General features: G+C 51.4%; 17 protein-coding genes. 7 read left to right on the forward strand and 10 right to left on the reverse strand.

The features are described from left to right. Nucleotides 1–24: 24 nt before the first annotated feature. Nucleotides 25–879, reverse strand: a complete 855-nt coding sequence (locus tag B4B27_RS05975; RefSeq protein ID WP_173365682.1) for a sigma-70 family RNA polymerase sigma factor — start codon at nt 877–879, stop codon at nt 25–27. Nucleotides 880–1075: 196 nt separating this feature from the next. Here B4B27_RS05975 and B4B27_RS05980 point away from each other — a divergent pair, with 196 nt between their 5' ends. From B4B27_RS05980 to B4B27_RS05995, 4 genes are all read left to right on the forward strand, one after another. After that, the gene (locus tag B4B27_RS05980) at nt 1076–2302 is read left to right on the forward strand and encodes a sensor histidine kinase (protein WP_290724643.1); all 1227 of its coding nucleotides are present in this window, start codon (nt 1076–1078) and stop codon (nt 2300–2302) included. Between the two features lie 160 nt (nt 2303–2462). Next, the gene (locus B4B27_RS05985; RefSeq protein WP_290724645.1) at nt 2463–3737 is read left to right on the forward strand and encodes a hypothetical protein; all 1275 of its coding nucleotides are present in this window, start codon (nt 2463–2465) and stop codon (nt 3735–3737) included. Between the two features lies 1 nt (nt 3738). Beyond that, a complete protein-coding gene (locus B4B27_RS05990) occupies nt 3739–6255 on the forward strand; it encodes a hypothetical protein (protein WP_290724647.1) in 2517 nt (838 codons plus the stop codon). Nucleotides 6256–6344: 89 nt separating this feature from the next. Further along, nucleotides 6345–7157, forward strand: a complete 813-nt coding sequence (locus B4B27_RS05995; RefSeq protein ID WP_290724650.1) for a hypothetical protein — start codon at nt 6345–6347, stop codon at nt 7155–7157. Between the two features lie 68 nt (nt 7158–7225). On the opposite strand, the gene B4B27_RS06000 is transcribed toward B4B27_RS05995, so the two are convergent. The 9 genes from B4B27_RS06000 to B4B27_RS06040 form a co-directional block, all read right to left on the reverse strand. Continuing rightward, nucleotides 7226–7981, reverse strand: coding sequence for an acyl-[acyl-carrier-protein] thioesterase (locus B4B27_RS06000; protein ID WP_173381403.1), 756 nt, complete (start codon nt 7979–7981; stop codon nt 7226–7228). A 65-nt stretch (nt 7982–8046) separates the two neighbouring features. Further along, complete coding sequence (locus B4B27_RS06005; protein WP_290724653.1) at nt 8047–9777, reverse strand: maltotransferase domain-containing protein; 1731 nt, start codon at nt 9775–9777, stop codon at nt 8047–8049. 73 nt (nt 9778–9850) lie between these two features. After that, nucleotides 9851–10759, reverse strand: a complete 909-nt coding sequence (locus B4B27_RS06010; protein WP_290724655.1) for a hypothetical protein — start codon at nt 10757–10759, stop codon at nt 9851–9853. A gap of 126 nt (nt 10760–10885) precedes the next feature. Beyond that, the gene (locus B4B27_RS06015) at nt 10886–11656 is read right to left on the reverse strand and encodes a DUF3108 domain-containing protein (protein ID WP_290724657.1); all 771 of its coding nucleotides are present in this window, start codon (nt 11654–11656) and stop codon (nt 10886–10888) included. A 26-nt stretch (nt 11657–11682) separates the two neighbouring features. Continuing rightward, entirely contained in the window at nt 11683–12156 is a 474-nt protein-coding gene (gene purE, locus B4B27_RS06020) for a 5-(carboxyamino)imidazole ribonucleotide mutase (RefSeq protein ID WP_088636641.1), read from the reverse strand. Nucleotides 12157–12167: 11 nt separating this feature from the next. Continuing rightward, entirely contained in the window at nt 12168–13460 is a 1293-nt protein-coding gene (gene purD / locus B4B27_RS06025) for a phosphoribosylamine--glycine ligase (RefSeq protein WP_290724661.1), read from the reverse strand. A 119-nt stretch (nt 13461–13579) separates the two neighbouring features. After that, nucleotides 13580–14812, reverse strand: coding sequence for a hypothetical protein (locus tag B4B27_RS06030; RefSeq protein ID WP_290724662.1), 1233 nt, complete (start codon nt 14810–14812; stop codon nt 13580–13582). Between the two features lie 70 nt (nt 14813–14882). Further along, a complete protein-coding gene (locus tag B4B27_RS06035) occupies nt 14883–16619 on the reverse strand; it encodes an ATP-binding protein (RefSeq protein WP_290724664.1) in 1737 nt (578 codons plus the stop codon). Between the two features lie 78 nt (nt 16620–16697). Then, the gene (locus B4B27_RS06040) at nt 16698–17975 is read right to left on the reverse strand and encodes a DUF4357 domain-containing protein (RefSeq protein ID WP_290724666.1); all 1278 of its coding nucleotides are present in this window, start codon (nt 17973–17975) and stop codon (nt 16698–16700) included. A gap of 156 nt (nt 17976–18131) precedes the next feature. On the opposite strand from B4B27_RS06040, the gene B4B27_RS06045 reads away from it, so the two are divergent. From B4B27_RS06045 to B4B27_RS06055, 3 genes are all read left to right on the forward strand, one after another. After that, entirely contained in the window at nt 18132–20975 is a 2844-nt protein-coding gene (locus B4B27_RS06045) for a type I restriction endonuclease subunit R (RefSeq protein ID WP_290724667.1), read from the forward strand. Between the two features lies 1 nt (nt 20976). Next, nucleotides 20977–22428, forward strand: coding sequence for a type I restriction-modification system subunit M (locus B4B27_RS06050; protein WP_290724670.1), 1452 nt, complete (start codon nt 20977–20979; stop codon nt 22426–22428). After that, nucleotides 22425–23370 (forward strand): restriction endonuclease subunit S (locus tag B4B27_RS06055; RefSeq protein ID WP_290724672.1); only part of this gene is annotated, 946 nt, incomplete at its 3' end. The genes B4B27_RS06050 and B4B27_RS06055, both read left to right, overlap by 4 nt.

Consider the following 23370-nt stretch of genomic DNA (forward strand, 5'->3'; position numbering starts at 1 on the left):
AAAAAAGGAGAGAGAGTAGAAAAATCAGGCGGCTTCGTTCAAGATCCGATGAATTTGTTCAGTCTTGAGCTTGGCCAGTGCGGACTCCTTGAGCTGGCGAACCCTTTCCTTGGAAAGCCCGACCATCGGGGCGATTTCCTTGAGGTTCAAGTCGGAATCCACAGAAAAACCGTAGTAGAGCTTGAGGATGTCGCGTTCCTGCTTGGTGAGGTTCTCGCGCATCACCCTTTCGTAGATGTCGCCGCAGTTCTTGCGTTCGGCAAGGGCGTCGGTGCCGGCATCCACGGAAGCAAGCGTCTCGCCGAGGGTAACATCGCCATCTTCTCCGACGGGAGTGTCGAGAGAGGTGGTCTTGGAACCCATCATGAGAATCTTCTCGATGGCGTCGCCCTTGTACTTGGACACTCCGGCGAGGCTTTCCGGGTCAAGCACGTAGCTGCCGCCCACGACCTGACGGAGCTTGCCACCCTTCTTGTTGAAACGGCGGAGCACAAGTTCCTTTTCGGCGCTGATGCGGACCATGCGGCCCTTCTCGGCGATTGCGCGGGTGATGTTCTGGCGGACCCACCACACGGCGTAACTGATAAACTTGATTTTCTGGTCCGGGTCGAAACGGCGCGCGGCTTCCATAAGGCCGAGGTTCCCTTCGCTGATGAGTTCGCCCACTTCGATGCCCTGTCCCTTATAGAGATTCGCAATATTCACCACGAAGCGCAAGTTGGATTTAACCAGCATATCCATCGCCTCGCGGCTCCCCTGGCGGATCTTCTTGAGCAGCAGCGTTTCCTGCGCCCTGGTCAGCAGGGGATATTTCGAAATCTCGTTCAGGTACTGAAAGTAGCTATCCCTTTCTTCCCTATTGCGTGTATTCGTAATCATGATAAACCTCTGCTGTTGCGTGTTGTCATTTGCTTTACGTATACAAATTTACCTCCGGTTTCCCTTTACTGTGTCATTATCGGGAAAGCCGTTCGCAAAAGTTAAATTGGTTTTTTGTCGCTTTTTTCCGCATTTTCGTCATGAAAATGTCACATGCACCCTTCCAAAACGCATTTTTTGACTTAATTTTGGACGTATGACCATAAAAAGAACCGCAAAAGCCGTTACAAACTTCATCGAGACCAAGCGCGGGACGTTCGAAGGCATGCAGGAAGCAAGTTTCCGGCGTAGCGAGAAGATCATCAACGACCTCCTCCGCGAAGAAAAGAAGTCCTTCAACTACCCCATCCCCCCCTTCGTGCCGCTTCTCCTGATCTGGCTTTTCATTCTCCTGTTCCCGCTCGCCACCTACCTCGACCCCTCCAACATCACTTCGCCCAAGATCAACGCGAGGGGCGTCGTCGGATTCTACGTTCCCCTGATTACCACAACACTCATTTTCTTCATCAACCAGAAATTCCTGGTTCCCAGCTGCATTTTCAAAAAACACTACATCCCGTTCTTTATACACAACTCCCTGCTCGTCATCGGAGCCCTGTTTGTCCGCGAAGTCGCGTTCTTCCTCCTGGAACGGAGTCCCGACGAAGGCATAACCTACTTCTTTACCTCGTTCTGCTTTTCGAATATGAAGGGCGGCCACTTTACCTTCCTGACCGTCGTCCTGTTTTCTATCCTTGTGGGATTCGTCTGCATCATCAGCGTTCTATATAACGTTGTCCTAAGGCATACTTTGCGAAGCTTTTTGCAACGCGAACAAAAAAGCATGGCCCTGCAATACGAACTGGATTTTCTCAAGAACCAGCTCAGCCCGCATTTCCTATTCAACACCCTGAACAACATCTCGGCACTCATCTCGATAGACCCGAAACGCGCCGAAGAAGCCATGTCAAAGCTTTCGAAACTGCTCCGCATCACACTCTACCAGACATCCGACAAGACCATCCCCATCCAGGAAGATATCGACATCCTGCAAAAATACGCGGACTTGGAAAAACTCAGGCTCAACAGCGATTACGACCTGAAATTCGACATCCAGCTCGAAGACAGCAATTTCCAGATTGCACCGCTCATCGCCATGCCCCTTGTGGAAAACGCCATCAAGCACAGCGTCAACCCCAGCGGCAAAAGCTTCGCGCACATTTTCATCCGGCAAGAGGGCACAATCGTCACCATCCAAACCGAGAACTCGAATTTCCCGCGCAAGTCCAAGTCCAATTCGAGCGGGCTCGGAATCGCTACGTTCCAGAAGCGTCTGGAACTTCTCTACAGGTCGGCTTACGAATACAAGACTTCCGTCGAGGGCGACGTCTACAAGGCGACACTAAAAATAAACACCCTGAATTCGCCTTTGAGCAGTAATTAATCACCCCTTAAGCAGCTTACAGATAAACTTTTTTTCAAAGCATCCCTTTACACGGGTTGCTTTTTTATATAGCTTTCCCCGAACACGTCCGGGATTATCCTGGGCCTAGGCGATGCCCTCGAGGGCTATTCTTTAGATAAAATCACAACGGGGAATTCCTATGAATCATAGGAGTCTAAGGGGAATTGTAGCCGCGGGGCTTTTCTTGGCCATCGCGGGCAATGCCCAAATTTGCAACAGCACCGTCATCTTTGACGGTTCCAAGAACAACGGAAAAATGGAGGATTCCGGGCGCACGTTCCCGGAAGCTCCGGAATGGAGGGCGAACTGGGGAAATTTCGAAAAGATGGAATCACCCTACATGCGCCTTTCGGGAATAAAGAACTCGCGCGGGGACTGGACAGGGACACTCGTCTTTGAGGGACTTCCCGCAGACGTTCGCGGAGGAACGCTCAAAATAGACGTCCGTGCGACGCAGGCCGCAAAATTCGGCGTGTGGCTCGTAGAATCGGCAGGAGCCGGGAACATCTCTTTCCACAACATCGATGCAAACCGGACTCACGAACTAGCCGTCCCTATCGAGAACCTGCTCGGCAAAAGGGATGCCCGCGTGCATAAAATCGGCATCGGGCTTTTCGATGTTCCCGCAAACCAGTACACTACGCTGTTCGTAGACAATATCGAGTTCACCTGCGCCGGAGACGGTTCTGTATCCTCAAATTCCCAGGAAACAACCAACGGCACGCAGGCAAGCGCCGCATACTACTTCAGGGACGTGGATCCGTTTACTGCATTCCGCCCCCACATCAACAACGAAGTCCAAATCCGCGAAGCGCACATGGCCATAGATGCGGAGAACCGCTCCGAATACAGGAAGCGGACAAACAAGCCGTTCATACTGGGCGAACAGGATTACCGCCAGATCGAGGCGTACAGGAACGCACGCGACCTTTCGCCCGAGAAATCGCGCGACGGCTGGTACAAGAGTCTCTTCCTCGTCGACAGGAACCGGCTCAGGGACAGCGTCATCGCGAATCCCAAGGCGTTGTTCGTCGAAGCGCAGAATATCGCCGCGGCAAACGGGAACAGGACCATTCCCCTGCTCGTCGCCGACATCGACTGTGCCGTCAGATACTACAGTGACACCAGTTTTTCCACGACCTCCCTCGAAGACCACCATCTGCTGCTTGCCGGGTTCCCGACCAGCTACGTGAAGGGTTCCAAGGTAAAAATTGCCTACGACCCCTATTTCGTCGCGACAACGCGCAGGGCGCTCCCGTCCATTGAAATCTGCATTGGCGGCAAATGCCAATCCATCGAGCGGAGTTCCGTCGCCGAATTCGAATTCGACTCGGCAGGGCCACAGCCTGTCACCGTAAACCTCCGTTCCGGAGACACAACCACGCAACAGATTCTCACGCTGGAGGTCAAGTAACATGAATCGACTGCTGAAATTCACCTCGGCCCTTGCGCTCTCGCTTTTCGCAAGTGCAAGCGCATCGCACCTGGACGCTTTCTTCATCAACACCGGCAACGAAAAGACGGATTGCATCTCGACCATGCCGACGGGCGGCTTCGGCTTCTGCATCGAAGCACAGGGCAAACTCAGCTTTACCGCACGTGATGCCGATGTCCGCATCCGCATTATCGGTGGCATCGACGACGACGCGGCGATTTTGAAGAAAGCGCTCAGCCGCCCCTTCCTCATCATCGACGGAATCCACCTGAGCGTTGACGAGGAACGCACCCTGGACCAGCTTCAGGAAGAGACGGAACAGTTCGGCATCCCTAAAATCCTTACCGAACTGGGTTACACCCCTATCCTCGTACAGTTCTCACAGACCGTCCATACCTCGTTGCAGAAAAATTCGCAGACCTTTGCCGCCCTGCTCAAGTTCCTTGGAAATAACAAGGCCATCTCCTTCCCGAACAAGAAAGAAGACGGCTTCATCGTCCTCGGCATAAGCCAGGGAGGTATTATCGGGCGCTACGGATCCTACCTCTACGACACCTCGCGCAAGGCGGGCGATACACCCATCCGCCTCTACGCATCGCTCGATTCGCCCCACCAGGGAGCAGTGATGCCGCGCGGGCTCATCTCGACCATCGACTTCTGGGCGAACAAGGCGGGAGTCGCATCGGCAGAAGCGTTCAACGACCTCATCACCTCGCCGGGAGCACGGGACTTGCTGCTCTACGACACCGAGGCAGGGAACGGCACGTACGAAGCCAAGACGGACGCAGGGCGCTTCCTCTTCGGCGAATACCGCAAGGCCGCAAACTACAAGGGATTCCCGGCCATTCTCATCGCGCAGGGGCAACTGAAGGGAAAATCGCCTAAGCACGCGACAACCTATTTCGCCCTGAACCGTTCGGCAAAACGCGGCAGCGAGCCGTGGGGTCGCGCCTCCAGCCGCATGATGGCCTCCGAAAGCAAGGATTCCGCATTCTCGCACAACCACGTCTACGAATTCCTGTCGCAGGACGAGACCTCGACACCGAAAGGAAACGCAAAATTCGATTTCGTTCAGGGAAGCACATATCCCTTCGCAAGGACAATGTACACGTCGCTTCGCGAAGGCATGAAAGACGCCATCCCCGACGACATGAAATACGACATAAAGCTGTTCGGGGCTACACTCTACACCCTGAACTTCAAGAACTCCTGGGAAGCGGACACTCTCTACCAAGGGAGCAGCACGTTCATCCCGACAGCGAGCGCCATGGATTTGCAGTGCAACGGGGACCTCGCCATGCGTTCCGACTGCGCATTCAGCAAGTCGTATTCGGGATTCCCCTTCGAGAATCCGGGAAAGAACTCTACGGCGAAAGCTGTCTATGCCGTGGATGCGACGCATCCACGGTTCGAGGAGGCGACCAGCGGCCGCCACATCGAACCCGCCGTCCGTTCGGACGGCAGCATAGACAGAGCCGTGCTGGAGGGAATGCAGGCAGATGTATGGCGTTTGCTTTGCGAAGTCGCCAAGGCAGACTACGACAGTGCAAACCACGAGTTCAGAAACATGAAACTCACCGGGATGTTCCAACCCCATACAAGCTGCATGGACGCTCCGAAAATGCCGGAAATCATCAAGAACGCGGGCGCATTACAGACAAAGAAGTTCGGGTTCATCCGCTACGACTACAACGACAAGGCAACCGAAAGCGACGATGAAGTCAAATTCACGCTTCCCTCCGGTTGGCAAAAAGTCGCAACCGTCGATAACGCCAACGACGTTCCCGAGGGCTCCGTATTTGAAATAGGCATCAAGGCGGAAAATTCCAAGGGCAACTGGATGAAGGCGGAAATCCTGCTGACCAAGCGCAAGGACGGTGGCGCACAGGTCCAGCTCGAAGAAGTGAATGTCCCGCAGGACGGTCAGTTCCACACTCTCCGCTGGCAGATGCCGAGCGTTCCCGGCGCCATGTCCAATTACCGCTGGTTCCGGCTCGTACTCAACTCCAACGGAGCGACGATGACCCTCACCAAGCCGAGGCTCATCACCTCGACCGTCGCAAATCTCGAAAAGCCATCCCCCATCGCGACAAGGACGCTTTTCCCCTCCAATTACGGAATCGTAAAATGGAGCCCGACGACCTCCATCACCTACAACGACAAGGCCGCCGCGTTCAGTTTCGCGGAACGCTATTCCGGAATCCACCTCGACTTCGGCGGGACATATTCCCTCGATGCCTACAGCGAACTGAAAGTAGAATACCGCGCCGGCACCTGCCTGCACAGCGAAATCTACTTCGGGACCGCCTCGAAGGGGAAAGTAAACCTCGGAAGCAACAATAGTTTGCAAAATGAATTTGTAAGCAAAATTTTACCCTTATCACAAATAGTCAATACGTCCGTAACCGCAAGCAACGGCTATTCCGCGTCACGCTTGACCTTGCAAGCGATGCGCGCAAACGAGACCTGCGAAATACGTTCAATTACGCTCCAGTAACGGCTATTGACACACATCCTCAATTAACATAACTTTTAGCAAACACATATGTACTACGCCGGGGGAAACCCCGGCCAAGGGATGTTACCATGAGAACAAACAAGACATTTAAGAAGTCGTTTATCAGCGCGACCGGCAAACTCGCAGCAGGCATCGCCGCGGCCTTCGCACTGACCGGTTGCCTTCCGCCCCAGATGCAATCGATGGGTTCGGCGCCGCTTCCCGCTTACCACCAGCCGAAAACCACCCCGGATGGCGAACAGCAGATTACCCTGTCTGCCGATGCCTACGGAACATTCGCGGCTTCCGGATTCAACGTGGAGCAGGTGAACGCGGGCGGCGGAGCGCTCAGCCTCGAATTCCACCCCGCGGGGGCGATTTCCCCGCTGTTCGTGAACGCGAGCGTCGCGGGCATCGCGGGTACGCTCCAGTTCGGGTGCAACGACCTCCCCTGCAGCGATGACGGTTACAACGTCTGGCTCGCTTCCAAGGATGGCGACAAGGACTACACATTCTGGAACCTGCAGGAACGCATTGTCGGCGGCGTCGAGTTCAACATCGGGTCTCACCTGTTCCTCGGAACCGCAGGCGGATTCCAGTTCTACCAGGGCGGCGGCGACTACGAAAGCAAACGTGAACGCCTAGAAAAGCAAAATCTCGTAGAAAACATGGACGAACGATTCGGCTGGAGGCCCACCGCCTCCCTGTGGGTCGGGCCGCGTCTCGGCGAAAGCGCGGGCTCGCTCGCCATCGAATACGGGATCAACTTCGCGAAAAAGGTGAAGGAATGGAACTCGACGCTCGGAATCTCGTATTTCCACCCGAGCGGATTCCACGGCACCGTCTACACGAACACGAACACCTCCTTCGCGGTATCGCTCGGAAAATCGTTCTCGCTCTAGAGTCGCTCCTACAAAACAAAAAAACTGCATGGTTTGTGCCGTGCAGTTTTTTCATATCATCAAGTCAATTACTTCATCTTGATTTTCATCTCGAAGACCTGGCGGCCTTCGTCGTCCTCGATCTTCATGTAGGTCGCGCCCATCTTGTCGGCACGGAAAATGCGCACTTCCTGACCCTCGTGCGTCTCGCCCATAAAGTGCACCTCGAGCATCGAGGGAATGCAGAGTTCCAGGTCTTCCGAAGAGAACACGTTCAATGCAAGTTTCACGTACTCGATGTTGTTCATGTGGTGCGACATGTCGATATGCTGGGGCAGCACCTTCTGGCGATATACCTCCACGTATTCCGCGGGTTCCACCGGGAACTTCGTGAACTTGTTGTCCATGAACGGCTCCGGGGCGCCTTCCGTCGGGAAGTCGACCGCAGAAAGTTTCACGGGGCGGTGGCGCTGCAAATCAAGGCAGCAGGCCTCCTGCACGGCGAGGATAATCGGTTCGCCCTCCAACGTCGTAATGGCCGTATTCTCGTAAGTGCGGATAGGCGCATTGTCGGCAGGGAACGAGGTGGTAACCACCTTGTCGCGCCAGAACGGGCGCTGGAAGAACTTGAATTTCGCCTTGTAGATAACCCAGTAGGCGCCCTTCTCGTGAACACAGAAGTTGTCCTGCTTGATGGCGCCAAAATTCTCGGTGAAGTTGTCCTGCACCATGAGCACCGTCTGCGCGATACCCATCTTGCCCGAAACGTCGATGTATGCCGAGGTAATGGTGCGCTGTTTCTGGAAAACCAGCGGATTCTTTGCAAGTGCGTAAATGTCAATCATGCTTTCAATATAATAAAAAAGGGACCGCCGGGGCAGTCCTAATAAATTAGTTTCCGAAAATCCAGCTAGATTTTCTTGAGCACGAGCAGGTGGCCGGGCGCCTTCGCGGGGTCAAGACGCACGAAGTTCCTGTTGCCGCGCCATACGAAGCTCTCGTCGGTAATCAGGTCCTTCAAGAAGAAGAACGAATCCTGCGAAAGCCCGAGCTTTGCCATGTCGAGTTCCACCATGCCTTCCTGCGCGTTGTCCATGTCCATGTTGCATACGCACAAGATAACGTCGTCGCCAGTCTTCTTGGAATAGACCATCAACTGGTCGTTCGCGCAGTAGTGGAAGTCCAGGTTGTCGTATTCCTGCAGGGCAACGTGTTCCTGGCGGGCGGTGTTCACGCGGCGCACAAAGTCCTGGATGCCCGGGCCCTTCCAGTTGTGGACCTTGTACTGGTACTTTTCGCTGTCGGCAAGTTCTTCCTTGACCGGCGAGGGGATGTTTTCGCACAGCTCGTAGCCGTTGTACATGCCGGTGAGGCTCGAAAGCGTACCCGCGAGGAAGTAGCGCTGCTTGAACGCGTTCGGGCCCTTGTACGCGAGGTACTTCGGGAAAATATCCGGAGTCGTCGGGAAGAAGATTCCGCGCATGTATTCCTTCGCGTCGCTCTGCGTGAGTTCCTTCAGGTACTGTTCGAATTCCCACTTGGCAGAGCGCCAGGCGAAATACGTGTAGCTCATGTCGAAACCCGACTTTGCAAGGCGGTGCATCATCTTCGGGCGGGTAAAGGCCTCGGCGAGGAATACGAGTTCCGGGCGCTTTTCCTTCACGTCGGCGATGAGCCATTCCCAGAACGGGAACGGCTTGGTGTGCGGGTTGTCGATACGGAAAATCTCGACGCCCTTGTCGGCCCAGAACAAGATAATGTTCTCGATTTCTTGCCAGAGCGCCTTGTAGTTGTCGTTGTAGTAGTCGAACGGGTAGATGTCCTCGTACTTCTTGGGCGGGTTTTCCGCAAACTTGATGCTGCCATCGGGTTCGTGGTAGAACCATTCCGGGTGGCTCTTCACGTACGGGTGGTCGGGGCTGCAGTTGAGCGCGATGTCGAGAGCGAGGCGCAGCCCCTTGCTGCGGGCGGTCTTCGCAAAATGCTCAAAGTCCTTCATGCTGCCGAGTTCCGGGTCCACGTCGTAGTGGCCGCCGTTCTTGTTACCCACGGCATACGGGCATCCCGGTTCGAGAGGCTTTCCCTTCTTGTCGGTCTTTGCGTGCAGCGCGTTGTTCGCACCCTTGCGGTTCGTGACGCCAATCGGGTGAATAGGAACAAGGTAAACGGTATCGAACCCGAGGTCGGCGATGTAGTCAAGTTGCTTTTCGCAATCCTTCCAGGTGGCGCTCTTCTTGGGGTCGGTGCCCTGGCTCTTGGGCCACATCTCGTACCATGTGCCAATGCGGCTGTAGATCGGGTCAACGCGGAGCATCATCACCGGGCTTTCGGTCGGCACGTCCTTCGGGGCGATTGTCCACGCGCAAATCTTGTATTCGTAGTAACCGATGTTGTTGACCGTGAAGGAGCCTTCCCACTGGTCGTTGTCCACGAAGTGCATGGGAGCCTTCTCCCACTTCTTTTTGCTCACGTGGCGGTAGAAAATCGCGGCGTCGTACTTTTCGTGACTGTGGCGGAAGATGTCCGCGGTGAGCGTGACGGTATCGCCCGGTTCGCGCTTGAGCATAAAACGCCCACCTTCGATCTGGGGGCGGATGTTTTCAATGACGAGATTGTCTTTACGAGTAGGGATTGTAGCCATAGTGAGTAGAAAGTTAGCAATAAAAAAGGGCCGCGAATGCAGGCCCTTCGAAATAATCAAAATCAAGTCGCAATTACTTGGAGCGGTTGCGTTCCTTTTCGCGCTGACGACGGCGCTTTTCGGTATCGTCCGGGAAGAATTCCGGGAGGGCGTAGCCGATGGCAATACCGAACACGATTCCAGTCTTGCTCATGCCGTCCGGGTTAACCACGGAAGAAATGACGTTCGAGCTGAACTCGGACTGGTAACGAAGGCTCGGGTTCTCTTCCGGAGTCGTCGTGCCGAGAGCCGGCGCATAATACATACCCACGGAGAACTGCAGGTAGTACCACTCATTTGTCATGTACGAGATGAGAAGGTCGAACTGATAACCGTTGACCGTGATAAGCGGACGAACGTTCTCTTCGTTCGGTTCCACGTTGTGGTCGAAGTAAACCGTGCCATAGGACACAGACACGCCCAAGTGGAGCGGGTTCTTCGGGAACAGGTAGTAGTTGATACCCACCTTGTAACCATAGCCACCTTCCAGCTGGATACCTTCGAAGTCATTGTCATCGCCCTTGGGGAGCATACCGCCAGAGGCATAAAGGCCGACACCCCAACGCGTAATGTATTCGGCACCGATACCGAAGCCCATGCCCATACCGGTTTCACCCATGATCGGATAGCGGGAACCCATACCAATCTGGAAAATCAGACGGTCCTTGAGCCAGTTACGACGGCGTTCGGAGTTTGCATATTCATCGAGGCGCTGTTCTTCTTCGAACTTCTTGCGGGCTTCAAGGTCCTTCTGTTGAGAAGACGAAATGGAACCTCCGCCATCGGCCTCTTCAAACTCGCTATCGTCATCAGACGTCGCAGCACGGGCAGCCGGAGCCTCGGAAGCGGATTCGAAGTCACTATCGTCAAATTCGTCATCATCCTGCGCAGCCCACGCAAGGAAGCTGGACAGACACAGCGTCAAAAGCACTTTTTTAAACATTCAAAGCCTCTGGATATAAAATCCCTTTATATATCTCTTTCGGAATATAACTTATTATCCGGTTTTTATTCACGCCAAACCTTGTAAAAGTTGCTTAAACTTGCAGAAAATCGACCAAAAACGCCCCTATTCCGCCTTGATGAGCTTCGCCTTGATGCTCCCGAGGGCGATTTCGCACTCCATGAGCACCGGAATCCGGCGGTCGTCGTCCGTGAGCCAGATGAAGATGCGGCCATTGGAATTGAAGATGCCGTCACCGTCGAGCACGGGTTCCACCTTGACCGTGTTCACCGTGCCGATGGATGTCTTGAGCGACTCGCGCCCGTGGACCAGCACCTTCAGTTCGTAACGCTTCTTGCCGCTCACGGCAGAGAAACGCGTCGTGTCGCCGGCGGCAAGCGGGATCGTCCGCACGTAGTAGAACGCCGACATGATGCTGTGTTCCATACCCTGGATAGCGACCGCGGTATCGGCGGAGCGCTTGACCTTGCGAGTCTTCATGTCGGTAAACACCGTATCCGAGAGCCACGCCTTCTCGCCCTTGCGGTCAAAGCGAATGACGGAAGTGTTGTGGAACTTGCCCTCGTGGAGGTTCTTGCGGAAGACCTCTGTCATGAGTCCCTTGTTGCGCACGCGGGTATAGACCGTGTCGTACACGGGGTAGATGCGCGTGATGGTGCTGTTGCCCTGCGCGAACGAGAGAAACTCCGTCTTGCCTCCGAGGAGCGGCTTGACCTCGAGGGTCGCCGTGCCGGCCGTAATCGGGCCCCAACCGAGACTGAAGGTCAAGCGTTCGCCCTTCATCCACGGGGCTTGGACCTCCGGCAGGTTCGGTTCGCCGGAGAAACAGAATACGGCAAGGAACATCGCAAGTGCGACAATCCTTGCACAGGGCATGACGTTCCTCCTAAACATCACGCAGACTAACCTTCGATATCCCCGAGGCTCTTGCGGTAGGCGACGAGCTTTTCGCGAACTGCAGGGTCTGCGATGGCGACGATGTGGGCGGCGAGGTAACCGGCATTCTTGCCGTTGCCGATGCCGACCGTGGCCACCGGGATTCCCGGGGGCATCTGCACGATAGAGTGCAGGGCATCGACGCCGTTGAGCGGGCCGCCGGCGCAGGGCAGGCCAATGACCGGAAGAATCGTGTGCCCTGCGAGCACGCCCGGAAGGGCTGCAGCGAGGCCAGCAACACCGATGAGGACCTGGAGGCCTCGCCCGGCGGCTTCGCGAGCATACTTCGCGGTGGCGTTCGGGGTGCGGTGTGCGGAGAGAATGTTGTATTCCCACACGATGCCGAAGCTGTCGAGCACGGCGGTGATTTTATCTACAGTTTCCTGGTCGGACTTGCTACCCGCAACGATACCGACCTTTGCATTTTCTTTCAAATCCATTTTGTTACCTCTTATTTCGCCATCTTGGCGAGACGGGCCAAGCCCTTCTTGCCGATGTCCTTGCGGTAGAACTTGCCTTCGAACTGAACCTTTTCGGCGGCTTCGTAAGCGATGTCGAGAGCAGCCTGGAGCGTTTCGCCATGGCCCACCACACCGAACACGCGGCCACCGTTAGTGACCAGCTTGCCGTCCACCATCTTGGTACCGGCATGGAGCACCTGGGCGCCGTTCTTTTCGGCTTCTTCGATACCCGTCACCACCTTGCCCTTTTCGTAAGAGCCCGGATAACCCGCGCTTGCAAGCACCACGATAGCGGAGCTGCCCTTCGGAGCCTTCGGGGCACCGAGCTTAGCGAGTTCGCCCTTTTCGGCAGCGTCGAACAAGGCGAGCACGTCGCCGTCATAGAGCGGGAGCACAATCTGGCATTCGGGGTCACCGAGGCGGCAGTTGTATTCCACGACCTTCGGGCCCTTCGCAGTCACCATGATGCCCACGTAGAGCACGCCCGTGTAGGGCTTGCCTTCGGCAGCCATGCCCTTGAGAGTCGGTTCGATAATCGTCTTCTTCACTTCGTCGAGGAGAGCGTCCGTGACCACCGGAGCCGGGCTGTAGGCGCCCATGCCGCCCGTGTTCGGGCCCTTGTCGTCGTCAAAGACGCGCTTGTGGTCCTGTGCAGAAGAGAGAATCACGTAGTCCTTGCCGTCGCAAACCACGAAGATGGAGGCTTCTTCGCCGTCCATGAATTCTTCGATCACGACCGTCTTGCCGGATTCACCGAAGACCGCCTTGTCGCCGAGCATTTCTTCGACAGCGTCGTTCGCTTCCTTGTCGGTCATGCAGACGATTGCGCCCTTGCCCGCAGCGAGGCCCGACGCCTTCACCACGATCGGAGCCGGGTGTTCGGCAAGGAACTTCTTGGCGGAGGCGAGATCGGTGAAGGTTTCGAAGGCTGCCGTCGGCACGCCATACTTCTTCATGATATCCTTGCTGAAGGCCTTGGAGCCTTCGAGCGCGGCAGCAGCTGCAGTCGGGCCGAAAGCGCGCAGTCCGCGACGGCGGAATTCATCCACCACGCCCGCGACCAGCGGAATTTCGGGGCCGATGACCGCGAGGTCAATTTTCTCTGCCACGGCGAGGTCGGCAATAGCCTTCGGGTCGGCCACATCCACCGGCACACACTTGCCGAGGTTAGCCATGCCCGGGTTGCCCGGAGCGCACACGAGAGTGTCGCACAGCGGCGACTTCTTGATTGCAAGAGCGATGGCATGTTCGCGACCACCGCTACCAACGACGAGAATATTCATATAGCGTATCCTTTACTGTTACGGGGGATAATGTAGAAAAATGCAGAGAGCGAGAAAAAGTCACCCACGCGACAAGCACGCAATTTGAGTTGTTCGGAAATTCCGAACAGCTAACGAGACTAAATTTTTTCCAGTTCGTCTCTCATGGCGGGGCGATTCTTGAACCGCGACAGCCAAGATATTTTCAGCCGGTTGACTTCCAGGAGGCCGCCTTCGTACTTGAGCAGTTCGCCCGCGTCGCGGACAACATTCCTGTATTCCTTACGATTGCTGGCACGCTCCATCGCACCATCCAGATATTCCACGAACATCTTGACAAATTCTGCATTGTACTTGGGGCAAAGCGCCTTTCCGTAACGCTTGAAATAAAAAAAGCTCGGCCCAATCGAAAACACCCTGCAAAAAGACGCATAGAGTTCATCCGTCATGTTTTCGTACGCAAGGACATCCATCCGAAAATCCCATTTGGTAATCGAATTCAATAATTCAACCAGAGCGACTTTCCACTGTTGCTTTGGAACAAAGTCCTTGTACTCCTTGTAAAAATCCATTCTGGATTGCGCAACAACCATCGTTTTCAGCATGTCGCCGAACTTTTCTGTTTGGCCAGTCGCACGGTACATTTCTTTCAACTTTGCATGGACCTTTTCAGCAAGCCCCGACCAGTTTTCATGGGCGTCCAGCAAGTGCTTTAGGCAATTCTCGGCTTCTTCGAATTTCGATTCTTCCACCAAAATATCGAACAGCAAAAAGGCGGAATCCGTAAATGTCGCGTGGTCGGCAAGATATTTCTTGACTTCGGAATTGTCCATTTTCAGCTTACGCATTACGGTAGCGCGTGAACAGGCCCAGCCCCCAATGCGGTACGAGCGGATACTGTCACTCTGTTTTTCGCTTTCGATAATCTTGTCGAAATACTTGAGTTTCGCCTTCAGGTCGGCCACACTGTTGAATGCCTCGTTGTACACGTCCCACAGTTCGCCTTCCACAAGCCACATTTCCGTTTTCAGGATGTTGTTTTCTATCCACTTGCGGCATTCGGTAACGACATCGGCCGACGCCGTATTCAGGAAAACCATCCAAAGGTTCTTTAATTCCGGCAGGAGAATCGACATTTCGCCGTTCGAGTCGTCAATGTTCAGGTTCCCGAGCTTTTTCGTGAAATGGACCAGGACCTTCTTGGCAGCGTCATTGTTTACAAGCAGGCGAAGCCTTTCGATTCGCTCGAAAAGATTCAGCATGTCGTTCATGAAATAGTGCGCGTCGCGGTAAGCGATAAGCCCACCGTCGCGATACCTGCGGACGATGCTATCGAACTGGGCGTTGAGATCTTCAAGTTTTAGGGGTTGCATGGTTATTCCCGGCATCAAGTCTTCAAAGAATATGTTCTGTTTTTATTTGCTCCGTTGGGGACTGTTTTATCTAACTCTCACCAATCGCCACATATTTCTGGATCCGGCTATTCGGCTTATCCGGAACAGTATAACGTATTCTTTTGTTAAGCAATGGCTTGAGGTACAATTTATCAAAACTCTTTCGGTCAGACAACTTCAAGAATGCCATCATCTCCTTTTTAGACCGAGGGATTCTACAGAACAAGACCAGTTCATTGCATTTAGTTTGTATATCATCTTGGGGGGTGACTTGGGGGGTAACTTGGGGGGTAACTTGGGGGGTGATCACGTCAAAATCCGAATTCAGCACATAATACACCGAGTCAACCGTTTTGCCCTTTTGCTTCAAAACGCCCATTTTTTTAAGAAAATCAAGGTTTGAATCAGCCAATTTCCGTTTTTCACCGACAATCTGCATATAAGTCAACGTATCAACAGCACCAACTTCACGGGCAAAAATCAAGGCAGAACGCTGACCCTGCGTAAGATTTTCGCCAAAGCCGCTAAGCCAAGCCACGTCACCTTCATCAAAGAACTTGTGCAAAAGCAGCCGAATAGTGAACGTATCCTTTGTTCTGTCAGACTCAAACGTGGGCATTGAAAGTCCCGCCCCGGTCATCAAACGACGCATGGTACGAATCCCCGTTCCCTTGAATTCCGCAAGGTTTGTCTCGTGGAGAATCGAGGCAATCAGCTGATTTCGCGTATCGCTCCCAGCGGTTCCAATTTCTTCTTGCGCCTTCAGGGAATAACCTGAATTGATTATTTCAATGCGGTTATTGTAGCGAATAATTTGAGTCGGACGGTTATGCCGATACGAACGATGCATAATGGCATTTACTATAGCCTCTCTTATCACCCGCTCCGGCAAATCGGGCTTTGTCGTCGCGTGTATCTGCCCTTCTTTCAACGAAAAATTTTGAGGCAAATCCGACAAGACCGCATCAATCATCCTGTCAATCTGGAGCATGAGCGGCCCCATGAACTCAATCGCAGAAAAACGTTCATCGACATTTTCAACCCACTCATTTCCGCGTACGCGAATATAGTCCGTCCGCATCAACGGGTAAAACCGCCGAATAACACGCTTCGTTCCAAAAAGCATTACACCCGCAAATGTAAGGTTACCATCTTGCGTCAAGCATTCCAACGATTCCAAAAGTTCCCTGTCACTATAGTTGAGTTCTTCCGCCTTGGGATTAACCTCTTTGCGACATCTGCGGTAATACTTGACGGCATCCAAATCGACATCATCAAAACCTGTATTCTTGACAACAGAAGAATCGAAGCTCGTATTATCTTGATAAAAGGCATACAAGTCTTCTTCTGTGCATCGTTGGTCGCTTGACCCGATTCGTCGCCATGCACCTTGCGGTAAACCCACGCTCTTGAAATACAGAGGTTTTTGTTGACTTGGGAGTTCCGGCACGAAAATTTTCAGCACATTCTTGCCATCAAGCTTTTCCACATCGATTCGCGGACGCACCGACAAATTGAACATACTCGCGCACCGCGTAGAAATATCCAACTGAGCCTTATCTGGATTTTCAACACCCTCAATCCAAAAACGATTGTCGAGTGCCTTGGTATCTTCACCAATTCCTAAAAGAATATACCCACCGCCAAGCCCAGGTTCGTTGCTAAACGAACAGACAGACTCCATCAACGACTGAACCGAATCACTTTCGCCCTTGGCCTCAATCCACACGCATTCATCGGATTCGGACAACTGTTTATAGAGTTCTTGTGCAGTGTAGAGTTTCATTGTTTTCCTCTAGTCCATGGGATTCCTATTCTACCTAAATATAACTCCATCCACTTGACACAAAGTGACAAAATGCAACTATTTACCGAGGCTTTTCAATTCCTTTCTATCTTTATTCTTCCAGAAGGTTAGGCCGTTTCTAGCACCTCCGGCAACGAACGCAGCCGCCATTGACGGGGAATCGCATTCGATGTCCTCGCGGAGCGATCCATCAGCACCAACAGAAGCGTTCTTTCTAACGTTCATCCAACCCGAGCCACGGAAGTCATATTTCAGCGAAAGTTTGCTGCCGGCAAGAAGAACAAACTGCGAGCCAACACGCCGGATTTTTGCGATAATCGCCCCGCCTTTCGCGAAGTGATACAACATATCGTTATCGCCATTTTCAGGATGCGTCACCGCCGATGTCTTGCGAGATTTCTTTTTATGCTTTTTGGGTCTCGATGGTTGTTCCGCGTCGTCACTCTTTTTAAGCAGGGCGTTCCACTTTTCTTCGAGGAACTTTCCGTCTGCGGTTTTCCAAGTAACCCAGCCGTTCGTCGTTGTACGCGACGGGCTGATTTGCTGAATGCAACGCAAGGCAGAGACGCTGGCCGAAGAAACGATTCCGTCCACCTCGATTCCATCGGAACAGATTTTTCCTTCGAAATGCGCCTTGGGTTTGCCCTTCGGGCCATAATCGAAATGCACGATGTCGCCCACGTTCAAAAGTCCCGCCTTCACAATCTCGTAGAAAGCGTTGCTCTTGTCCGTCGTCTTCAAGGACTCCTTTTCCTGCGTCAATTCCAAATCCGGGAAGTCGTAAAGAACCTCGCCCTTGCCGTTCATATATTTTTCGATATGCTGAATCTGCACATCGACCTTCTGCATCGAAGCCCATTCCTCAAGGTCGCTCGGGGAATAGTCTATCGGCAAAGAGACAATCGGGTCCTTTTCCAGAATCTTCTGGACAAAACCGTGCACATGAATTTGCTGGATTTTCAGGTCGGATTCAAGAAGCTTCGAGAACTCCTTCTGCTTTCCGATTTCGGCGATGCAAAGTCCCGTAATCTTGTTCTTCGTCTCACGATTCATCACCGCGACAAGCTGCTTGCTGATTTGCGGAGCAATGTGCCCCCACGTTTCGTGGTCGCCGCGTTCCACCTCCAAGATGAACCATCGGTTTCCCTTGAAATCCACGATGATGCCATCGGGAACAGTCCCCTTGCCGCCAGAAGTCCGTATCAAGTTTTTAGGCAGCAAGATGGAATAGTCACCAAAGAGAAGCTTGAAGTTGCGGGCGACAACCTTCTCGACCTCTTCCTCGGTCTTGAATTGGACCTTAGAGTAAACTGAACCTGACGATGTAAATATCATATGCAGAATCCTTGTATTGTCACTTCAAATGTATATTTTTTCACTTCAAGGGAATCAATCCATCCGCCACATCCCTTATTTCGCCTTCAATTTGCCTCAAATTAATCTCACTATTTCCTTTTCTCCTTAAATTATCCTATTTTAGCATTTAGAAATATGGCCGACCTAAAACCCGAAGAACAGGCCCGTGTATTAATAGATGAAAAGCTCGCCGAAGCCGGTTGGGCGGTTATTACTCGTTCGCAATTTTCAAATCAAGAAAATGCCCTAGCCGTAGAAGAAGCCTTGACCAAAGGCAACCACGAAGCGGATTACTTGCTTTTTCTGGATGGCAAAGCAATCGGTGTTCTTGAGGCAAAAAAGAAAGATAATTCGCTCGGCAACGTTGTAGCAGAACAAACAGCAAAGTATTCTGCAGGTGCACTTCCGTGGTACCAAACTTGGGCGAATCCACTGCCATTTCTTTTCATGAGCAATGGAGACGTTCTGATGTTCAAGAATCTGCTTGACAAGTCAGGCAAATTTGAACCCATCAAGAAAATGCTCACGCCAAAACAATTGGTAAAATTGGCAAGAGAATTCGGCATAAAAATTGATAGCGAATTTGCATCATTGCCCTCACTCCCCACTGTAGGGCCGAACGGATTGCGTCTTTGTCAGCGAGAAGCAATTACCGCCTTAGAAGTCTCCTTTAAGCATGGCGAACGACGGGCATTATTAGATATGGCTACCGGTGCAGGAAAGACCTTCACCGCCTGTATGATTTGCTACCGCGAATTGGCATACATGCCGATAAATCGCATTCTCTATCTCGTAGACCGCACTAATTTGGGAAAACAGACTGAAGGCGAATTTGGTTCTTTCCGTCTCACTGAAAATGGAGACCCCTTTAACAAAATTTATTCTGTTCTCCGTCCTCGTCATTTCGATGCTAATAACGCAGATGACATGCGCGAGCTTTCAGATGCTAGCGTTTGCATCTGCACTATCCAACGTCTCTTTTCAATTCTCAAAGGCGAGCCTGACAATGATGATGAATTAGACGAATCTCAGGAAGAAGAATCTTTCTTTAATGACGACGAGGACACAAAGCCTGCTGTAGAATTGGGCGATGACCTAAAACTGTCCAAGGATTTCTTTGACACCATCATCGTGGACGAATGTCACCGGTCCATTTATGGAAGGTGGCGCAAGGTGTTGGAATATTTCAACAAAGCACGAGTCATAGGACTTACAGCAACGCCCACACCGCAGGCCCTTGCGTTTTTCAACAATGTGAACAAGCCGACTTATAGGTATTCTAAGGAACGGTCCTATGTGGATGGAGTCAATGTCCCTCCGCGCATATACCGTATCAAAACCGAAGTTACCGAAGGTGGCGGCGTCATTGGCGCCGGCGAAAAGTATACCGAGGTCACACGAAAAACTGGCGAAAAGAAAAAGAAGAATCAAACGTTTTCTGCGGCATATACAAACACGGAACTCGACCGCAGTGTGGTAAACCCAGCTCAAATAGAAAAAGTGATAACGGAATTTCGTGATGTCGTTTTTGAACGACTCTTCCCAAATCGTATTCCTGAAAATGGTGAACCCGATTTCCGCCATATTCCCAAGACTCTTTTCTTTGCAAAGAACCGCCAGCACGCACGGAACATAATTGAAACTATTGAACGGGTTTTCGCAGAAAAATTTCCCGAAGGAAAGGTTCCTGATGGTTTTGTCCAGGAAATCACCTGCTCCGTAGAAAAGCCGGACGACCGCATAAAAGCGTTTAACAACGACAAGAATTTCAGAATTGCCGTAACCGTAACCCTTGTGGCAACCGGTACCGACGTAAAACCGCTCGAAATCGTCGTATTTATGCGCGATATTCACTCAGAAACCCTTTATACGCAAATGGTCGGCCGCGGATGCCGTAGTATAAACGATGACAAACTTCGCACAGTAACTCCCAATGCCGACACTAAGGAACATTTCGTATTGCTTGACGCAGTTGGCGTGACGCAGAGTGAAAAGAGAGTCCCGACAGCAACGGAAGACTCTACAGAACCCAAACCTCTAAAATTGGGAGAACTCATTGAGCATATTGCCCATGGCGAAGTAAGCGACGAAAATCTGGAACGGCTTGCCGAAAAGTGCGCAACGATATATAACCGGACCGTTGATGAGCATAACACAGAATTTCGTGAAATTGCAGGGTTTTCGCTACACGACTTCTCGGTTTCTATTTTCGATGCCTTTGAAAAGGGAGCCTTCCCCGAATATATTGACATAAACGATCCCAATCTAGAACGCAAGCGTATTGTTTCTCCATTAATCGACAATCTTTCCGCTCGCGAAAAACTTGCCGAACTCAATGCAGGTTATCAAGCCATACTGAACCCAGGTGAAGATCGCATTATTTATTCAGAATTCCAAGAAGAAGATGCACTCAAGTACACCTCTGCTTTTGAGAAATACATAAATGACCACTGTGACGAAATCGAAGCACTTCGCATTATTTACCATGACGAATCCAAAAGTATCACGAACGCGATGCTGCAAGATTTAAAATTAAAGCTCCTTACAGAAAACAAGATGTTCCGCGTACCACTCCTGTGGGATTTCTATCATGTGTCTGCAACCGAAAATCACAAGGTCGTGATTCCGCTGAAAGGCAAGAACGAGATTGAGTCAATCACAAACCTGATTCAACTAGTGCGTTACGCCTATGGTCGCATCAATACTTTGCAATCTATGCAAGGATCCGCAGCCAAGCGCTTCGGCCTTTATCTTGGACAGCAGATGGGTAATGTTCCACGTAATTTTACACCCGCACAAGTTGAAATCCTTCGTAAAGTAGCGGAATACATCGCCCAGAATGGTTGCACCAGTCGTAAGGACCTTTTTGATTTTGACCAAAACCTGGCTATACAGGCCATCCAGATTTACACCCGTGAGAAAGCGGACTCGGAACTCGAATACCTTTCCAAGTTCCTACTTCAGATAAAGGCAGCATAATATGCCCAAGAAAACTACTGCTCCCGCTACGCAAAGTGGCAAGAATGAACAATCACTAGTCAAGAAAGTTTGGAATATGGCCGATGTGCTGGCCGCCAACGGTGTGGGGTTTACGGATTATATCACTCAACTCACTTATTTGCTGTTCCTTAAAATGGACAGCGAAAAAGTCGAGATGATTGGTGTTGAAAGCGCCCTCCCTAAGGGTTGCGAATGGAAAGATTTACTAGCTGTCCAAATGAAGGGATTGGACCTTGTCGAAAAATACAATTCCATTTTGGACAGATTGAGCAAACAGCAAGGTCTTATCGGAGCCATTTTCGTAGATGCACAAAATAAGGTAAACACACCTGTTTATCTGAGCAAACTCATTTCCATGGTCGACAACGAACAATGGCTATTGGAAGGCGACCTAAAGGGTGCTATTTACGAAAGTATTCTTGAAAAGAATGGACAAGACAAGAAGAGTGGTGCCGGGCAGTATTTTACCCCGCGTCCACTAATTCAGGCCATTGTGGATTGCGTCCAACCGCAAATTACCGAATCCGTATGCGACCCCGCTTGCGGAACGGGCGGTTTTTTACTTGCTGCCCACGACTATATGGCTGCACAGAGTTCTGAAAAGGCAAAACTCAAGAAATTGAATACGGAACTGCTGACCGGAAACGACAACACATCTCTAGTTGTCACGCTTGCGTCAATGAACATGTATCTGCATGGAATCGGCACCGATTCAACACCGATTCACAAGGCAGACTCTTTAGAGAACGAACCCGAAAAACTTGTGGATGTGGTTCTTGCAAACCCGCCCTTTGGAACGCGACCGGCCGGAAGTGTCGATATTAGCACCAAACGCACCGATTTTTACGCAACAACGACTAACAACCAGTTGAACTTTTTGCAGCATATAATGCTTTTGCTCAAGAACGGTGGACGTGCAGGTGTCGTTCTGCCGGATAACGTCCTCTTTGCGGATGGTGCTGGTGAAGTCCTCCGTAAAAAGTTACTGACCGATTTCAATCTGCATACGATTCTTAGACTCCCGACGGGTATTTTCTATGCGAATGGAGTGAAAACGAACGTATTGTTCTTTGAAAAGGGTTCTCCTACTAAGGAAACTTGGTTCTACGATTATCGAACGGGTGTGAAGCACACGCAGGCAACAAAGCCTTTGAAACGTAGCGACCTTGATGATTTTGTTTCTTGTTACAATGCTAAAAAGCGTAAGGAAACCTGGAGTGAAGAAACTCCCGACGGTCGTTGGCGCAAATACAGCGTTAAGGAACTCCTTGCTCGTGACAAGACTAGCCTCGATATCACCTGGATTAAGGATAAGGACGATGTCGAAGATGTGACGCTTGCAGACCTTCTCGAGAATATCAAAACGGAAGCTAAGGAAATTGCTACGCATTCCGAAAATCTTTCCAGGATGCTCAAGGGAATCGAAGAATGAACACGAAACTCTTGAGGCAGAAAATTCTTGATCTCGCTATCCGCGGAAAACTTACCGACCAACGCAAAAGCGACGGCACTGCCGCCGACTTGTTGAAAGAAATCGCTGCTGAATCTCCGTCATTGCGCCCCTCAAAGAGGGGAAGCAATCCACAACAAAAAGAAATAACACCCCTCGACAAAAGCGAAGCTCCCTTTGAAATCCCAGATAATTGGGAATGTGTGAGATTGGGAGATTTATGCAATGCTTCTAGTGGAAAGACCCCGTCAACTTCGCAAAAAGAATTCTGGAATGGAAATATTCTTTGGGTTACATCAAAGGATGTAAAACAAAAATATATTGATTCGACGCAAATTTGTTTAAGTGATTTAGGGGCTAGTTCTATGCAATTATACCCCCCTAAAACAATGATTATTGTTGGTCGAAGCGGAATCTTGAGACATTCATTACCAGTTGCTATTTTGAAAAAAGGTGCTACTATAAATCAAGATTTGAAGGCTTTGGTATTTAAAGATGATAGGGTTGTAGAATTTGTTTACTCTGTTATCAAAGGTATGGAACAGCATCTGTTGCATGAATATAAGAAAGCAGGGACAACGGTCGACAATCTTAATTTTGATTTATTTTTAACGGCTCCAATTCCTCTTCCTCCTTTAGCGGAACAACAACGCATTGTTGCGAAAATTGAAGAAATCTTTGCCGAAATTGATACCGTTGAAAAGAATAAGGAACTCCTTAAAACCCACATCAAGCAAACCCGTCAAAAAATTCTTGACCTAGCCATTCACGGAAAACTCGTTCCACAAGACGAAAATGACGAGCCCGCTAGTGTCTTGCTAGAAAAAATCCTACAGGAAAAAACTCAATCCGACAACAAAAAGTCTCCCAAAAGGAAAAAGACCGACGATATCGCAACAAGTGATAACCGCCCTTATGAGAAGA

It is taken from the genome of Fibrobacter sp. UBA2449, from assembly GCF_002342555.1.
Lineage (GTDB): Bacteria > Fibrobacterota > Fibrobacteria > Fibrobacterales > Fibrobacteraceae > Fibrobacter.

Coding starts and splice junctions, on each gene's coding strand:
- B4B27_RS05975 (WP_173365682.1), bottom strand. CDS start 879: ATGATTACGAATACACGCAATAGGGAAGAAAGGGATAGCTACTTTCAG.
- B4B27_RS05980 (WP_290724643.1), top strand. CDS start 1,076: ATGACCATAAAAAGAACCGCAAAAGCCGTTACAAACTTCATCGAGACC.
- B4B27_RS05985 (WP_290724645.1), top strand. CDS start 2,463: ATGAATCATAGGAGTCTAAGGGGAATTGTAGCCGCGGGGCTTTTCTTG.
- B4B27_RS05990 (WP_290724647.1), top strand. CDS start 3,739: ATGAATCGACTGCTGAAATTCACCTCGGCCCTTGCGCTCTCGCTTTTC.
- B4B27_RS05995 (WP_290724650.1), top strand. CDS start 6,345: ATGAGAACAAACAAGACATTTAAGAAGTCGTTTATCAGCGCGACCGGC.
- B4B27_RS06000 (WP_173381403.1), bottom strand. CDS start 7,981: ATGATTGACATTTACGCACTTGCAAAGAATCCGCTGGTTTTCCAGAAA.
- B4B27_RS06005 (WP_290724653.1), bottom strand. CDS start 9,777: ATGGCTACAATCCCTACTCGTAAAGACAATCTCGTCATTGAAAACATC.
- B4B27_RS06010 (WP_290724655.1), bottom strand. CDS start 10,759: ATGTTTAAAAAAGTGCTTTTGACGCTGTGTCTGTCCAGCTTCCTTGCG.
- B4B27_RS06015 (WP_290724657.1), bottom strand. CDS start 11,656: ATGCCCTGTGCAAGGATTGTCGCACTTGCGATGTTCCTTGCCGTATTC.
- purE (WP_088636641.1), bottom strand. CDS start 12,156: ATGGATTTGAAAGAAAATGCAAAGGTCGGTATCGTTGCGGGTAGCAAG.
- purD (WP_290724661.1), bottom strand. CDS start 13,460: ATGAATATTCTCGTCGTTGGTAGCGGTGGTCGCGAACATGCCATCGCT.
- B4B27_RS06030 (WP_290724662.1), bottom strand. CDS start 14,812: ATGCAACCCCTAAAACTTGAAGATCTCAACGCCCAGTTCGATAGCATC.
- B4B27_RS06035 (WP_290724664.1), bottom strand. CDS start 16,619: ATGAAACTCTACACTGCACAAGAACTCTATAAACAGTTGTCCGAATCC.
- B4B27_RS06040 (WP_290724666.1), bottom strand. CDS start 17,975: ATGATATTTACATCGTCAGGTTCAGTTTACTCTAAGGTCCAATTCAAG.
- B4B27_RS06045 (WP_290724667.1), top strand. CDS start 18,132: ATGGCCGACCTAAAACCCGAAGAACAGGCCCGTGTATTAATAGATGAA.
- B4B27_RS06050 (WP_290724670.1), top strand. CDS start 20,977: ATGCCCAAGAAAACTACTGCTCCCGCTACGCAAAGTGGCAAGAATGAA.